This is a genomic window from Kribbella sp. VKM Ac-2568 (assembly GCF_004345365.1).
In the GTDB taxonomy this organism is placed as follows: Bacteria; Actinomycetota; Actinomycetes; order Propionibacteriales; family Kribbellaceae; genus Kribbella; species Kribbella orskensis.
The window spans coordinates 356,744-371,275 of the sequence record NZ_SLVF01000009.1 but is presented as its reverse complement, the minus strand read 5'-3'; the positions used below and the strand labels follow the sequence as shown (position 1 = coordinate 371,275).

Here is a 14,532-nt window from a genome sequence, read left to right as displayed (position 1 = left end):
GACACGCTGTGGCACGGATGCGATGATCGCCGTGTGCATGATCACAACGATGATCACAGCGAGCCCCACAACCGACACGTCTATCACTGCCCGCTCCGCTGGGGCGACATGGACGCGCTCGGCCACGTGAACAACGGCCGGTACGTCGACTATCTGCAGGACGCCCGGGTGGACTTCCTCTTCCGGACCGCCAAGGAACTCGGCGCCGACGACCTGGAGACGGGACTGCTGGTGGCCCGGCACGAGGTGCAGTACCGCGCCCCGCTGGTCTTCCGCGCCGATCCGGTCCGGATCGAGCTGTGGATCAGCGAGATCAAGGCTGCCTCCTTCACCGTCGACTACGAGATCCTCGACGCCGAACCGCGCCGGACGTACGTCGAGGCGCGGACCCGGCTGGTCCCGTTCGACTTCGCCGCGAACCGGTTGCGCCGGATCTCCCCGGTGGAGCGCGAGGCCCTGTCGAAGCTGGTGGGCTCATGAGCTTCACCCATCCGGTCCTGGTCCGCTGGTCGGACATCGACTCCTACGACCACGTGAACAACGTCCGGTACTTCGACTACCTGCAGGAGGCCCGGATCCTGTTCCTGGCCGAGGTGGTCGGCACTGGCGTGGGCGACTACTTCACGGAGTACCCGTGTGTGCTGGTCAGCCAGACCGTCGACTACCTGCGCCCGATCCTGCTCCGGCACCCGCCGTACGACGTGGACGTGTGGGTCGAGTCGATCGGCACCACGTCGTACACGCTGGGCTCGCGGATCGTCGACCGGGGCGGGGAGGCCGAGATCGTCTACGCCAAGGCGGTCTCGGTGATCGTCGCGGTGGACGGCGAGACGCAGGCCAAGCGGCCGCTGGGCGAGACCGAGCGGGCAGCCCTCGGTCGGCACGTTTCGGCGAGTTGAGACACTGGGAGCGATGAGCGAGCCACAGAGTTTCTACGACGCCGTCGGGGGAGCCGACACCTTCCACCGATTGGTGGCCGCGTTCTACCGCGGTGTCGCCGCCGACCCGGAGTTGCGCGCGCTGTACCCGGAGGAGGACCTCGGCCCGGCCGAGGAGCGCTTCCGGATGTTCCTGGTGCAGTACTGGGGCGGGCCGCGGACCTATTCCGAGCAGCGCGGACACCCCCGGCTGCGGATGCGGCACAACCCGTTCGCCGTCACCCCGAGCGCACGGGACCGCTGGCTGGGACACATGCGAGCCGCCCTCGACGAGATCAAGCTGGAGCCGGACCGTGACCAGGAGATCTGGACGTACCTGGTGATGGCGGCACAAAGCATGGTGAACACCGACGAACCGCAGTACCCGGGCGCGATCGACGTGTCCGGCAACTGAGCCTTAGGAGAGACAACGAGCATGGCCGCTACCCGCACCGCCAAGGCCCACTGGGAAGGTTCGCTGCTGGAGGGGGCCGGTCAGGTCAACCTCGAGTCGTCGGGCCTCGGCACCTTCGACGTGACCTGGGCCGCCCGGTCCCAGGACAAGGCCGGGGGCAAGACCAGCCCGGAGGAGCTGATCGCCGCCGCGCACTCGACCTGCTTCTCGATGGCGCTGGCGCACGCGCTGGCCGGCGCCGGCCACGCGCCGGAGTCGATCGACACCACCGCCGACGTGACCTTCCAGCCGGGTGAGGGCATCACCGGCATCGTTCTGTCGGTGAACGGCAAGGTCGCCGGTCTGACCGCGGACGAGTTCGCCCAGTTCGCCGAGGAGGCCAAGAAGAACTGCCCGGTCTCCCAGGCGCTGACCGGCACCACGATCACCCTGGACGTCACCTTCACCGCCTGACGTCAGCCAGTACTACGAACGGCGCCGGCCCCCTCGGGGGACCGGCGCCGTCGCCTGTCTCGCCTCTGTCAGGCGTCTGGTTCGTGGCCTCTGGGACCTGCGCCTGGACTGGCGGTGGTGTGGTCGACCGGGCGGGTTTCGCGCGGAGGTGTGGATTCGGTCGGCTGGTCCAGGTGGGGTGGGTTGTCGGCTGCCTCGGCGGCGCTGCCGACGCCGGTGGACTTGGTGGTGGGCGCGTCGGGGTCGCGGGTGGTCAGGTTGCCGACCCGGAGCACCTCGCCGTTGCGGACGTACCAGGTGGTGCCGTCCTCGCCCCGCAGTCGGGTGACCCGCAGGCCGACCGCCTCGACCACGCCGGTGGCCTTCTCCATGTCGACCAGGTCGCCGACGCCGTACTGGTCCTCGAAGATCATGAAGACGCCGGCCAGGAAGTCCTTCACCAGCGTCTGGGCGCCGAAGCCGAGGACCACGCCGATGATGCTCGCGGACGCGACCACCGGCAGGATGTTGAAGCCGAGCTCGGCCATCACCATCACCACCAGTATCGCGGTCAGCACGATCGTGACGGTGCTGCAGAGTAGTGACGCGATGGTCTCCGCCCGCTGGGTCCGGCGTTCGCTGAGCAGGGTCTGCTCGACGAATTCCTGACCGCGCTTGGACTTGGCCAGCACCCCGGCGACAGCGCCGTTGCCGGGCGGCCGGGCGAACCGGCGGATGGCCTTGTGCAGGATCCAGCGGAGCACGAAGAAGGCGAGGATCAGGCCGAGGATCCGGGCCGGGACCGTGATGATCTGGTCGGTCACTTCGAGCTTGCCGTCGTTCCCTCTGCGGATGAACGTCGGGAAGCTCTGGGGCACGGAGAACAGAGGGTGACTGAGCAGGGACACGGGGTAACTGAGCAGAATAGGCATCTCGCCGCCCTACTGTAGTGATCACCGCCAGGATCGCCGCATCCCCAGACCCCGGAAAGCGCGAGGAGGAGAAACGGTCATGCCGAGCCGGCTCGATGACGAGCTGACCAGGCTGGTGAGCGCGGGTGTTCTGCGTCAGTACCAGGCCGACGCGCTGCGGTCCGCCGCCGCTGCGGACTTCGACACCGCTCCCGCCTCCACACAAGGGTCTTCCGAGCCGACCACCCCCAGGACCTCACGGCAGCCACCCACCGCAACGCACTCGTCGGCCTTGACCGAGGTGCTCGGCTACATCGGCGGTGCCTTGCTGCTGGGCGCTGTGGCCCTTCTCACGGTCGCAAACTGGGGCGAGATGGGCCGTGCGGCCCGGATCGGCACCGGAACCAGCGCCGCCGTCATCCTGCTCGGTGTCGCCGTGGTGCTCGCGTTGCTCCGCAGAGGTGACCAACTCAGCTCCGCGCTGGCCTCACTCGGGTGCTGCGTGGCCGGTTTCGCCGTGTACGTCGCGGTCGAGGGCGTGACGGGTCGCGTCGTCGGAGTAGCCGTGGCGCTGGCCATCGCCGCGCTGGGAGTCTGGTGGCTCGGCGGCTCATCGTTGCTAGTGGCAACGTTCGGGATTCTCGCGGTCGGGGTGCTGGTGGTTACGGCGGACCTGCTCACGCCGGCCGGCCAGGCGACCACCAACGCGGCCGGGGTCGCCGGCACCGGGTTCATCCTGGTGGCGTTCGTGATGGCGATCCTCGGCCTGGTCCGGGATCAGGTGACCGCCTGGTCCCTCGCGGGTGCCGCCATGTTCAGCTCCTCGATCTGCTGGCTGATCCAGGACCGCGGCGAGGTGATGGCCCTTGTCGTCGGTACCGCGGGACCCGCGGCGCTGCTCGTCGCGTACGGCCGCCGCCACGCTTCGGCGTACGCGGTGGTCGGGTGCTCCATCCTGCTGGTCATCTGGCCGACCGCGCTCTACCAGTTGACCGACAACATGGCAGGGGTGGCCATCGGGCTCGTGGTGGCCAGCGCGGTGCTGCTGGTCGCAGTACTGCTGCTGAGTCGCCGCCAACGAAGGGTTCCTGGCTAGAGGGTCGACACCTTCAGGCCGCGCAGGGCCAGGACGCCGTCGGTGGAGCCTCGGCCGATGTGCAGGTAGCCGCCGCGGTACGCCTTGTCGATGACGGTCACTTTGGGCGGGACCTTGGCGGACTGGTCCAGCCGGGTCCAGGTGAGTTGGGTCGGGGTGACCTCGAGCCGGAGGGACAGCCACTCGCCACGGAAGGGCGCGGCGGTCTTCTTGGTGGCCAGCTTGGTCCCCGCGGCCTTGCCCTTGCGGTGCGCGTACAGACCGAGTTGCCCGTCGGCCTGCAGGACCGCGTGGTAGCCGCTGCCCGCGCCCAGATGGTGTTCGTAGTACGCGTCGTCCTGATGTCCGAAGGCCAGGGTGAGGTTGGCGGTCGGGTCTGCAGGCAGGGTGGCGTAAGAGGCCTGGAACTCCACCGAGTAGCTCGGCGCGGTGATCGGGCCGAGGTTGCCGAGGGTGAGGAAGTGCTGCGTCTTCTGGGCACCGAGCAGGATGGTGCCGTCCTTGCCCCACCCGACAGCGAACCGCTCGTCGTACGGATCGCGGGTGAGCTCGCCCGGCACGACAGCGCCGGTGGCCCACTGGTCGGTGACGTCGACCTTGGTCTTGGCGAGCAGGTAGCCGATGTTCGAGGTGACCGCGCCGGGCATGCCGAGCGCCTTGTAGTGGGTCACGTCCGAGCGCCTGTGCAGGGGATACGGCCAGACCGGGAGCCCCGTGGCCACGGCGGCGTCGGCGAGTTCGGGCGCGAGGTAACCGCCCGGGCCGGAGTTCGGCACCACGATGGCGTCGGTGCCCGGCGACAACTTGCTCGCCACCGTCCGGATCGCGTCGACCGTCATCTCGGCCGGCGTGGTGAAGTAGGCGAACACGCCCAGCCCGGCGCCCTTGGCCTCGGTGATCCGTTTGCTCTTGAAGTAGGTCTTCAGCATCACCGACGTCTCGAGCCCGTACTTGGCGATCATCGACATCATCGGCCCGTGCGCCCGGTCGTCCTTGGCCTCGACGCACAGGATCACCCGGCCGCCGAACGTCCGCAGTACGTCCTCGAACAGCGGGATCTTGGCCTTGTTCTGCCAGGCCGGGCCGAGCCGGGGGATGTCGAGCCACCCGTCCCGTATGGCGTCGTACGTGGTGGCGCGCAGGTTGCCGGTCAGAGTGGTGGTCCGGTCGAGGGTGAGGTCGTGCAGGCAGACGAGCACGTTGTCGGAGGTGATGCCGACGCTGATCTCCATCGCCTGGGCACCCCAGTCGACCGCTGCCTGGTAGGACTCCATGCTGTGCTCGGGGAACACGTCGCCGGCGCCGCGGTGGCCGACCAGGTAGTTGTCGCCGCGGTCCGCGACCCAGTGCGTGAGGTTGTAGTCGCCGGTTGCCGAGGTGCTGTTCGCGGACGGGCCCTCGCAGCCACTGGCGGCCGCCGTGCCCACTGCGAGTGCGCCGAGCCACCCCAGGGTGGTGCGCCGTGTGATCCCGTGCGGCCTCTCCATCCATACCCCCTCTGCTGGCGCGACTGCCCGTTCGCTCACCGAAGGGTAAAGGCTCCCGCCGGTCGGACGGCAGCCGCGCTTCGCGTTCGGGCTGGAGGGGGACTGGGTGTGCCCGGACGCCTCCGCGCGGTGACGCGTCTGGGGTGTGCGGCGCGCGCCGTTCGGTGGCCCGGCCCGGGATACGGCAGACTCGCACGCGTGACTGCTCCCACTCCGGCCCTTGTAGAGCTAGCCGTCGCGCATGGAGTGGCGACCGAGTACTGGGACTGGCGGGGCAAACACGTACTGGTCTCCAGCGAGGTCGTCTCCGCCGTACTGGCTGCTCTGGGTGTTGACGCCTCCAGTCCCGAGCGAGCCGCCGATGCGCTGGCGGAGCACCAGTTGGCGCGCTGGCGCCGTACGTTGCCCGCCACTGTGGTGATGCGCGAGGGCTGGACGCCGTGGTTCGCAGTACATCTGCCGCACGGCTCCGCTGCCGAGGTGTGGGTCGACTTGGAGGACGGCGGCCAGCGCCGCGACATCCCGCAGCAGGACCACTGGGTCGAGCCGGAGTGGGTGGACGGCGTACAGATCGGCGAGGCGACCTTCCAGCTGCCCGGGGACCTGCCGCTCGGCTACCACCGGCTGTGCGCGCGGATCGGCAGCAACCCGGAGATCTCCGTCAGCACGCTGATCGTCACGCCGCAGCGGCTCGAGCCGCAGAAGCTGCACCGGACCTGGGGCTGGGTCCTCCAGCTGTACTCCGTGCGCTCCCGCAGGTCGTGGGGGATCGGGGACCTGCACGACCTCGCGGATCTGGCCGCCTGGTCCGCGAACGACCTCGGCGCCGGCTTCATGCTGGTGAACCCGCTGCACGCCGCGGAGACCGCCGGGCGGATGGAGCCGTCGCCGTACCTGCCGGCCTCCCGCCGGTTCGCGAACCCGCTGTACCTGCGGATCGAGGACATCGACGAGTACGGCGACCTCGCGCCGGCCGAGCGCGACCGGGTCCGGGCCCTCGGCCTGCAGACCCGCGTGCTGAACGAGGACGCGACCGCGCTCGACCGGGACACCGTCTGGGCCGCCAAGCGCGAGGCCCTGCAGCTGCTCTTCGGCGTCCGCCCGTCGATCGGACGGATCGCGGAGTACGGCGCGTACTGCGACCGCGAGGGGCAGGGGCTGATCGACTTCGCCACCTGGGCGGCGATCTCGGACCTGCACGGGCCGGAGTGGAGCAAGTGGCCGGAGGAGCTGCAGGACCCGGCCGCGCCGGATGTCGTTGCCTTCCGCAATGAAAACGCGGACGCGGTGGAGTTCCACTGCTGGCTGCAGTGGCAGCTCGACGAGCAGCTCGCCCGGACGCAGGCGCGCGCCAAGTCGGCCGGGATGTCGCTCGGGATCGTGCACGACCTCGCGGTCGGCGTACACCCTGACGGCGCGGACGCGTGGGCTCTGCAGCGGGTGCTGGCCGCCGGGATCCACGTTGGCGCTCCGCCGGACGCGTTCAACCAGCAGGGGCAGGACTGGTCGCAGCCGCCCTGGCGCCCGGATGCCCTCGCTGCCACGGGGTATGCGCCGTGGCGTGACCTGGTCCGCGCGGTGATCCGGCACGGCGGTGGCCTGCGGATCGACCACATCCTCGGGTTGTTCCGGCTCTGGTGGGTCACCTCGCCCGAGCGGCCGACCGAGGGCACGTACGTGCGGTACGACCACGAGGCGCTGATCGGGATCCTCGTGCTCGAGGCGTCCCGGGCCGGCGTGGTCGTGGTTGGCGAGGACCTCGGCACGGTCGAGCCTTGGGTGCGGGACTACCTGACCGAGCGCGGCGTACTGGGCACTTCGGTGCTGTGGTTCGAGCGGGACGCGGACGGGAACCCGCTGCCGCCCGAGCGGTGGCGTGAGCTTTGTCTGGCCACGGTGACCACACATGACCTGCCGCCGACCGCGGGCTATCTGGCTGGGGATCACGTGGAGCTCCGGGACCGGCTCGGATTGCTGACCAGGCCTGTGGCTGAGGAATTGGCCGTGGACGAGGCCGAGCGGGACTCGTGGCTCACCGCATTGCGTGAACGGCACCTGCTCGGCAATGCGGACGGGGACGTCGAGCGCATCGTCGAAGCCCTTCATCGGTATGTGGCGCACACGCCGGCCAAGCTGGTCGGCGTCGCCCTGACCGATGCCGTGGGAGAGCGCCGGACGCAGAACCAGCCGGGCACGACCGACGAATACCCGAACTGGCGCATCCCGCTGGGCGGGCCGGACGGCGGGGTGCTGATCGAGGACCTGCCCAACAACCAGCGGCTCCGGCGCCTGATCGGCAGCCTTTCGAGCTAGCGTTCTGTAAGCGAGTGCTCACGAATCGTTCGCGCCAAGCACTGCGCGAACGGCACGGTGCAGAACTGCGGCCAGATCCAGTGGGAGCCGCAGAGCACCGAGGGCCCGAAGGGCTTCCCGGGCAGCGGCCGTCTGGACCATCGCGGGCACCGCGAACGCCTTCTATCAGTGCTCGGACGTTCACTTCTGATCTGAGGCGTCCCCGGTCGAGGAGCCGGGCCGACTGGCCACGGCCCGGCTCCCCGTTCTCTCGGCTCCCGTCCGGCCTTCTCCGGCGCCCTTGTTCGGACCCTCGTTCTGCGTTGTTCACGTTTTGTCAACAACTTTCCTGGGAAAGGCCCTCCTTGAAACCCTCCGCCCCGAGTTTCAGGAGTTCCCATGAAATCCTTCGTACGTCGCGTCGTCGTGCCCGTCGTCGCCGTGCTCGTCGGGTTGCTGCCCGGCGTGATCGCGGTCGAGCAGGCCTCCGCGCTCACCAAGATGACCCACTCGCAGGCCGCCTCGATCTTCCGCGCGGCCGGCATCACCTGGTCGTCCACCGGCGGTTGCTCCGACTGGAACGTCTCCACCTGCACCTCGTTCACGAACATCAACGACAGCACGGTGTACGGCGTCCGGACCCTCAAGCAGGCGAGCGGCTGCGCCGTGAACATCACCGGCGGCACCGAGGTCGGCCACGCCAGCGGCACCTACAGCCACCGCAACGGCTACAAGGTCGACATCTCCGTCTACACCTGCGTCAGCAACTACATCCGCAACACTTTCACCCGCATCGCCAACCGCGGTGACGGCGCCCAGCAGTGGCGCTCCGGCGCCGGCAACATCTACGCCAACGAAGGCAGCCACTGGGACATCACCTACTACAACTGCGGCGGCTGCTGATCTGTCGCCTCCCTCGCGCCCGCCCTATCTCCGGGGCGGGCGCGAGGGCCCGCGCAGTTCGTGGTGCAGGTGTGTTGGCCCCGGCGCCGCGGTGTTTGAAGGTGAAGCGGTGCCCGGCAATTGCTGAGGACGGGCGAGCTGCGGACGCAACGACAGGAAGTACTGCGTTCCCACTGCGCACCAACCGAATCGGTACGCGTGGAGGTTCACCTCGCGAGCAACATCCTCCTGTCGTTCGGTACAGCCAGGCCCCGGTTCAGCAGGCCTTGGTGGACCTCATGCAAGGCGTACCAGCTAGGGTTCGGGGTGTGATCACTCTGCTTTCCGGCCACACCTTGCTGGTGTTCGTCGGCATCCCTGCGCTGGTCGTCGTGGTGGTGGCGCTGCTCGTCTTCGCGTCGTCGATCGCGAGTGGTCCGCGCTACCGGCCGGGTCTGTCGTGGTGGGCTCCGCCGGTCTGGATCGGCGGGCCTGACCTCAACGCCAAGCCCGACCCGGCCAACCTGCCCGAGCTCCCCGCCGGTCCCAACTCCGCGACCGCCTCCACCGGCGTCGCCCGTACGACCGGAGGCGCAAGTGCGAGCTGGTGACGCATTCACCCCGGAGCAGCTGTACGACATCGAGCGCGCGGTCCGGTATGCCGAGGAGGTGTCCGGCCTGCACTTCTCCGTGTACGTCGGCGGTGCTGACTCGGAGACGCGCCCGTTCGCGCTCGAGCTGCTGAACGAGCTGGAAGACCCGGACGGCAGCGTCCTGGTGTACGTCGACCCCGCCGGCCGCCGGCTGGAGATCGTCACCGGCGCCACCGCCAAGCGTCAGCTGTCGGATCACGCGGCCGGTCTCGCAGCGCTCAGCATGCAGACCTCGTTCGCCACGGGCGACCTGACCGGCGGTCTGGTCACCGGCGTCCAGCAACTTGGCGACCACGCACGCCAGGCCCCGCTCCTGCACGCCAACGAACCCCACAAGCAGTAGGACCGCTCCGCCTTCGCCCGCTCCCGCTCACCTGCCGGAGCGGGCGAACTGCTGTCCGGATAAACGCGAGAAGTCCGAAACCAAGTCGGGTAGAAAGGCCGGGTGGAAACAGCTGTGGGCTTGAAGCCGACGCGCATTGAAGTCGACGAGCTCGTACTGCGCCCGCTGGTCGCGGGGGACGAGGCCGCGGTGGCGACGGCGATGGCGGACCCGGACATCCTCCGGTGGACCGCGGGTTCCGCCGTACTGCGGATGCCGGCTGACAAGCGGGCGTGGAAGTGGCTCGAGTCGCGGATCGACGGGTGGTCGCGAAACAACGCGGTGTTCGCCGTAGCGGACGCGGCCACCGACGTACTGCTCGGGTCTGTCACGCTTCGCGACGTGAACCGGGTCCCGGACCAGGCGGTCGTCGCCTACTGGGTGAGTCCCGAGGCGAGAGGGCGGCGGCTCGCGGCGCGGGCGCTGGACGCGGCGGCGTGGTGGGCGTTCAGTTCACCGGGCGACGGCGGGCTCGGGCTGCACCGGCTGTCCCTCGACCACGCGTTGGTGAACGAGGGATCCTGCCGGGTCGCGATCAGGGCCGGATTCCTGCTGGAAGGCACCATGCGCGACTACTACGTCGAGGCCGACGGCAGGCGCCACGACTCCCATCTGCACGCCCGCCTCGCCACCGACGCCCGACCCGCGGAGCGTTTGTAGAGCGGGCGTGGAACAGCTGTTGAGCGGGGTGCGGGACGGTGGGTGCTCGACCTTGGGGAGGGGTTCCTGATGAGCGCGCCGATCTTGACCTACGTCCACGGCAGTGACCCGATCTCGCGGGCGGGAGTGATCAGCCAGTTGCGGTCGCGGCCCGAGATCCGGCTGGTGCACGAGATGGAGGTGGACGAGGCCGCCGTCGCGGTCGTCGTCACCGATGTGCTCGACGACAACACCGCCCGGACGATGCGAGCGCTGCGCCGCGGCGACCTGCCCCGGCTGCTGCTGGTCGCGACGGTGCTCGACGAGGCCGCGCTGGTGGTGGCCGCGGAGATCGGCGTCGGCGGGTTGCTGCGCCGGATCGATGCCACCCCGGATGCGCTGGTCCGCACGATCGCGCGGGTGGCCGCGGGGGACGGCGAGATACCGTCCGATCTGCTGGGGCGGCTGATGGAGCAACTCGGCCGCCTGCAACGCCAGGTGCTCGCCCCGCGTGGCCTCACCTTCACCGGGCTCAGCCCCCGCGAGGTCGACGTACTGCGGTTGGTCGCGGACGGCCTCGACACCGGTGAGATCGCAGAAGAACTCAACTACAGCGAGCGGACTGTGAAGAACGTGCTGCACGAACTCACCACGCGCCTCCAGCTCCGCAACCGCTCGCACGCGGTCGCCTACGCGGTCCGCGAAGGTCTCATCTAGCCCGCCAGGAGTCCCGTCTAGCCGGCGAGGAGTCCCTCGAGGGTTCGGGTGGCGACTCTGGCGGCCAGTTGGCCGGGGCGGCTGGTGAGCGGATGGGTCGCGAACGCCTGCCAGGAGGTGAGCGCGGCCAACGCCGCTTCGCGTACTTCGTCCGCCGAGGCGTCCGCTCCCAGTCCCAGCCGCGCGCTCGGGTCATGGCCCGAACCGCCGAGCAGGCGATCGAGTTGCTCGACCCGCTCCGGCTTGAGGGTGACCCCACCGGACCTCAGCTCGGACAGCAGCCGGATCTCCTGGAACTCGTGCGCTCCGGCACTGATCTCTTCCACCCGCGCCTGCAGTTCGGTGGCGGTCTCGAAGTCTCCCGAGCGCAGGAGATCCGTCAGTGCCGCCACCGCGGAGTACGCCTTGAGCACCCGGCTCCGGGTCTCGAACTGACGAACCAGGATCGCCCGCAGCCGGTTCAGCCCACTCCGCTCGGCGAGTTCGGTGCTCAGCTCGGACGAGGTGGTCGCGCTACCGTCGCCGATCAGCTCGACGCTCAACCGCACGCCGTACAGTCCGAGCCGTTCCAGCAGGTGCCCGCGTTCGAGCTCGGTGACCGGGAGCCCGGTCGGTGTCGAGGTGAACCGGTCGGCGGTCAGCAGCAGTTCGGCGACCTCTTCGGCCGGCGCCCGCGCGATCGTTGCCAACAGCGCGTACTCCGCCTCGCGCAGGGTGGTCGCCGTGTGGCCGAGCAATCCGTTGACCGGCACGATCACCGGGCACAGCCGATGCAGTCTCGGCTCGGCTTCGTACCGTTTGGCGACCCGCTCGGCGACCTCCATCGAGTCGAGCCGGCAGGAACCGATCTCATCGGCCCGGGACAGCACGCCGATCGCGTTCATCGGCGTACCGTGCGCCAGTTCGTCGTCGTGGAACGACTCGAGGAACCGGATGTCGCTGGAGTGGGTGTGCCGGAGCAGGTAGAGAATCGCGTCCGCGACCGGGACCCGGCCGTCGTCCGCGGCCAGCACTCGCTGGGTCCGGGCTGACACGTCGGCCGAGATCGACGCGATGCCAGGGGTGTCGAGGATGGTCAGCTCCCGCAGCCTGCTGGTCGGCCAGCCGATCTCGAGGTGATCGACGTCGGCCGGCCGCAACCCGCCGAGGTCGACCTGCAGTGCGCCGCTGTCGCGGTCGTAGGGACGTTCGCGGGGTTCGCCCTCGAGGGGGAACAGGGTCGCGTGCGGCCGGTCGTCGAGGGAGTACCAGGTGACGATCTGGGTGCACTCGCCGGCATCGGTCGGGGCCAACTCCTCACCGAGCAAGGCGTTCAGGAGCGTGGATTTGCCCGCCTTCACCTTGCCTGCGATTGCCAGCCGGAGCGGGCCGGTCAGGCGCGCGTGGATCTCGGCGAGTTGCTGACGGTCGTCGTCCGTACGGGCCGCACGCTTGGCCTGGTCGAGGACGGCGAGGATCGCGGCGGACAGGTCGTCAGTCATCGTCGTCCACCTGGTCGTCGTCGATCATCTGGTGAGCTACCGTGCCGACACCGATCCCGGCGGCCGCGCCGATGGCGGGGCGGGCGCCGGCCATCGCCACCTCGCGAAGGCCGGAGCGGAGTGAGCGCAGGCGGTTGCCTTCGACGGAGAGTTCGGCGGCGCGGGCGGACTGTTCGGCGGGTGGCAGTTTGGCGGTCCGGTCGGCGGCGGTCAGGGCGGCTGCGGCTGACCGGTGGATCAGGCCTGCCCGTTCCTGGAAGTCGTCGCGCAGTTGCCGCTGCGTCTTGCGGAGACTGTCGCGGGTGTCCTTGTTCATCACGAACGCGACCTCGTCGACGTACCGGCGGACCGCGCCCTTGGCCTGCTGCTGGCGGTAGGTGCGCTGGCGCTTGCGTTCGTCCTTCAGCAGCTTGCCGCCGATGCCTGCCCCGAGGGTGGCCGCGACCCCGGCGACCGCGATCACCGGCAGGAACAGCGAGCCGAGGCTGAACACGATCATCGGGACGAAGATCCCGGTCCGGCCGGCCATCATCAGCGACGCGAGTCGGCCGCCGGGCATCGACAGGGTGCTGACCGAGGCCAGCTCGAGTTGCTCCAGGTCGGTGCTGAACTGGGACAGCTCGACCTCGACCTCGGTCCCCGCCTCCAGGTCGAAGGCCTCGGCGACCCGCTCGCCGAGGTCGCGGGCGCGTTCGATCAGCAGGTCCCGGTTCGCCACTCCGGCCACGGCGACCTGGCGGCGCAACCAGACCTCGGTGTCGCCCCAGGTCTCGTTCGGATCGCCCTGGTCGATGATCGTCTCGACGTCGCGCATCACCGTGCGCAGCCGGCTCTGCAGGTCGTGCTCGACATCGGCGACGAGGTCGGCGATTCCGTCGGACAAGGTCTGTTGCCAGGTGGCGCCGGCCGCGGTGAGACCGGCTGCCTGGTCGCGGGCCTTGGTGAGCTTGGAGAGCACCTCCGGGCGGCTCTGCGGTTTAGTGAGTACTACGCGTTCGGCGTCGGACTCCTGTGCTAGTTGGGTGGCGACGAAGTCGACCTCCTGCGCGATGGTGGCCGCCGCGCGCGTAGTACCCGGTACTACGACTGCTGTGGCCAGGAACTCCACCAGTGGGGCGAATCCCGACTCCTGGTTGAGCTCGGGGCGCTGAGCGGCGCGCAGGCGGAGGAAGGAAGACACCGGGATGATTGGCAGGTCTATGCCGGCTGTGGCGAGGTGTGACGTGTTCAGCTCGACTATGCGACGCCACTGTCCGTACAGGTCGGTCTTGGTGATCACCACGGCGGCTGCGGGGCAACGGGAGACCGCTGTCTGAAGGAACTCGAGCTCGGGGGCCGTCAGCTCCTGGGCGGCATCGGTGACGAACAGGATCGCGTCTGCCGCGGACAGCGCGGCCAGAGTGAGCTGGCCGTGGACGGAGTCGAGACCGCCGACACCCGGGGTGTCCAGCAGGCTCAGTCCGGACCGGAGCATGCGGTGCGGGACTTCGACCGTGACGGACTGCAGACGTCCCTCTTCGGCTACTTCATTGGATTCGGACACCAGTTGCGCGATCTGGTTGAGGGGCGCCGGGAAACCGACGGGGTCCTGTCCCGGGTTGGCTTGCCGGTAAGCGGTGAGGCCGGGACGGTCGCCGTACCGGACGAGCGTCGGCACCGCGGTCACGATGTCGGCGTCGACGGGGCAGACGGCGGTCTGCAGCAACGCGTTCACCAGGGTGCTCTTGCCGCGCTTGAACTCGCCGACCACCACTGCTGTCACCGTCCGCGAGTCGAGTTTCCTCTTCGCCGAGTCCAGCCGGGCCGCGAGGTCCGGGCGCTTCCTTTCCTGGGTCAGGGTCTTGCCTTCGTCAATGGCGGCGATGAGTTGCCCCACGTTGGTCCGCGGCCTTGGCCGCGGGGGAGCGGGTGTCGGCGGCGGCTCGACGGCGGGTTCCGGCGCGGGCTCGGGCACAGGTGCGGGTTCAGCTACCGGTGCGGGTTCGTCCACTGGTGCGGGCTTGGCTTCGGGCGCGGGTTCGGCCACTGGCGCGGGTTCGGCTTCGGGCGCGGGCTCGACCACCGGTGCGGGCTCGGCTACGGGCTCGGTTGCCGGTTTGGTGGTTTCTGGGTCGCTCCAGGCCAGGTAGTGGTTGCAGGACGTGCAGAACATGGCGTCGTCGGGGTTCGGACGTCCGCAGTTGCCGCAGTTGATCATCTGGTCTCCGATCCGCCACAGTGGGGCTGGG

15 protein-coding genes are annotated in these 14,532 nt (G+C 69.4%); 11 read left to right on the top strand and 4 right to left on the bottom strand.

Annotated elements, in window-relative coordinates; all coding sequences use genetic code 11:
• The first annotated feature begins 33 nt into the window (after window positions 1-33).
• The 4 genes from EV648_RS27190 to EV648_RS27175 are packed head-to-tail and all read left to right on the top strand — an operon-like array spanning window position 34 to window position 1,785.
• A complete protein-coding gene (locus EV648_RS27190) occupies window positions 34-480 on the top strand; it encodes a thioesterase family protein (protein ID WP_241995632.1) in 447 nt (148 codons plus the stop codon).
• Window positions 477-899 (top strand): thioesterase family protein, encoded by a 423-nt coding sequence (locus EV648_RS27185; protein ID WP_132297583.1) that lies wholly within the window; start codon window positions 477-479, stop codon window positions 897-899. The genes EV648_RS27190 and EV648_RS27185 overlap by 4 nt, the downstream gene beginning before the upstream one ends.
• 13 nt (window positions 900-912) lie before the next feature.
• Window positions 913-1,332: a globin gene (locus tag EV648_RS27180; RefSeq protein ID WP_132297580.1), complete on the top strand. Its 420-nt coding sequence runs from the start codon at window positions 913-915 to the stop codon at window positions 1,330-1,332.
• A 21-nt stretch (window positions 1,333-1,353) separates the two neighbouring features.
• Window positions 1,354-1,785, top strand: coding sequence for an OsmC family peroxiredoxin (locus tag EV648_RS27175; protein ID WP_132297577.1), 432 nt, complete (start codon window positions 1,354-1,356; stop codon window positions 1,783-1,785).
• Window positions 1,786-1,853: 68 nt separating this feature from the next.
• Here the strand turns inward: EV648_RS27175 and EV648_RS27170 are convergent, their stop codons facing one another.
• Window positions 1,854-2,696, bottom strand: coding sequence for a mechanosensitive ion channel family protein (locus EV648_RS27170; protein ID WP_132297574.1), 843 nt, complete (start codon window positions 2,694-2,696; stop codon window positions 1,854-1,856).
• Between the two features lie 79 nt (window positions 2,697-2,775).
• Between EV648_RS27170 and EV648_RS27165 the strand changes: the two genes are divergently transcribed.
• Entirely contained in the window at window positions 2,776-3,771 is a 996-nt protein-coding gene (locus EV648_RS27165; protein WP_132297571.1) for a DUF2157 domain-containing protein, read from the top strand.
• On the opposite strand, the gene EV648_RS27160 is transcribed toward EV648_RS27165, so the two are convergent.
• On the bottom strand, window positions 3,768-5,258 hold the full coding sequence (locus tag EV648_RS27160; protein WP_132297568.1) for a glycerophosphodiester phosphodiesterase: 1,491 nt from the start codon (window positions 5,256-5,258) through the stop codon (window positions 3,768-3,770). The genes EV648_RS27165 and EV648_RS27160 overlap by 4 nt on opposite strands.
• Window positions 5,259-5,456: 198 nt before the next feature.
• On the opposite strand from EV648_RS27160, the gene malQ reads away from it, so the two are divergent.
• From malQ to EV648_RS27125, 6 genes are all read left to right on the top strand, one after another.
• A complete protein-coding gene (gene malQ / locus EV648_RS27155; RefSeq protein ID WP_132297565.1) occupies window positions 5,457-7,571 on the top strand; it encodes a 4-alpha-glucanotransferase in 2,115 nt (704 codons plus the stop codon).
• Between the two features lie 378 nt (window positions 7,572-7,949).
• On the top strand, window positions 7,950-8,453 hold the full coding sequence (locus EV648_RS27145) for a hypothetical protein (protein WP_132297562.1): 504 nt from the start codon (window positions 7,950-7,952) through the stop codon (window positions 8,451-8,453).
• 308 nt (window positions 8,454-8,761) lie between these two features.
• A complete protein-coding gene (locus tag EV648_RS27140; protein ID WP_132297773.1) occupies window positions 8,762-9,043 on the top strand; it encodes a hypothetical protein in 282 nt (93 codons plus the stop codon).
• Window positions 9,030-9,428 carry a DUF5130 family protein gene (locus tag EV648_RS27135; RefSeq protein ID WP_241995631.1) on the top strand — a complete coding sequence of 133 codons (399 nt, stop codon included), beginning with the start codon at window positions 9,030-9,032 and terminating at the stop codon, window positions 9,426-9,428. Before EV648_RS27140 ends, EV648_RS27135 begins: the two co-directional genes overlap by 14 nt.
• Window positions 9,429-9,530: 102 nt before the next feature.
• Complete coding sequence (locus tag EV648_RS27130) at window positions 9,531-10,127, top strand: GNAT family N-acetyltransferase (protein ID WP_132297559.1); 597 nt, start codon at window positions 9,531-9,533, stop codon at window positions 10,125-10,127.
• 69 nt (window positions 10,128-10,196) lie between these two features.
• Entirely contained in the window at window positions 10,197-10,823 is a 627-nt protein-coding gene (locus EV648_RS27125) for a response regulator transcription factor (RefSeq protein WP_132297556.1), read from the top strand.
• A 17-nt stretch (window positions 10,824-10,840) separates the two neighbouring features.
• Here the strand turns inward: EV648_RS27125 and EV648_RS27120 are convergent, their stop codons facing one another.
• Window positions 10,841-12,304, bottom strand: coding sequence for a dynamin family protein (locus EV648_RS27120; protein ID WP_132297553.1), 1,464 nt, complete (start codon window positions 12,302-12,304; stop codon window positions 10,841-10,843).
• The gene (locus EV648_RS27115) at window positions 12,297-14,501 is read right to left on the bottom strand and encodes a dynamin family protein (protein ID WP_158294076.1); all 2,205 of its coding nucleotides are present in this window, start codon (window positions 14,499-14,501) and stop codon (window positions 12,297-12,299) included. The genes EV648_RS27120 and EV648_RS27115 overlap by 8 nt, the downstream gene beginning before the upstream one ends.
• Window positions 14,502-14,532: the final 31 nt, after the last annotated feature.